General features: G+C 59.8%; 1 protein-coding gene. It reads left to right on the top strand.

The window, feature by feature from the left end; all coding sequences use genetic code 11:
- Nucleotides 1-331 (top strand): penicillin-binding transpeptidase domain-containing protein (locus GYB81_RS23775; protein ID WP_267904987.1); only part of this gene is annotated, 331 nt, incomplete at both ends.

Genomic DNA, 331 nt, shown 5'->3' with positions numbered 1-331 from the left:
CCGCTTCGGCCATATTGATATGGTCTCGGCGGTACGCTCGCCGGGGTCGGTGCTGAAACCCTTTATCTACGCGATGGCAATGGATGAGGGGCTGATTCATCCGGCATCGCTATTACAGGATGTGCCACGGCGTTTTAGCGATTATCGCCCCGGTAATTTCGACAGCGGGTTTCATGGCCCGGTGAGCGCCAGCGAGGCTCTGGTGCGTTCGTTGAATCTGCCGGCGGTGCAGGTGCTCGAAGCCTATGGACCAAAACGCTTTGCGGCTAATTTACGCAACGCCGGGCTGCCCCTGACGCTGCCCGCTGGCGCAGAGCCGAATCTGTCGCTA

The sequence above is a fragment of the Pseudomonas yangonensis genome (assembly GCF_009932725.1).
Lineage (GTDB): Bacteria > Pseudomonadota > Gammaproteobacteria > Pseudomonadales > Pseudomonadaceae > Aquipseudomonas > Aquipseudomonas yangonensis.
Note: the sequence above shows the minus strand (reverse complement) of the source record. Positions and strands in the feature narration are given on the sequence as shown.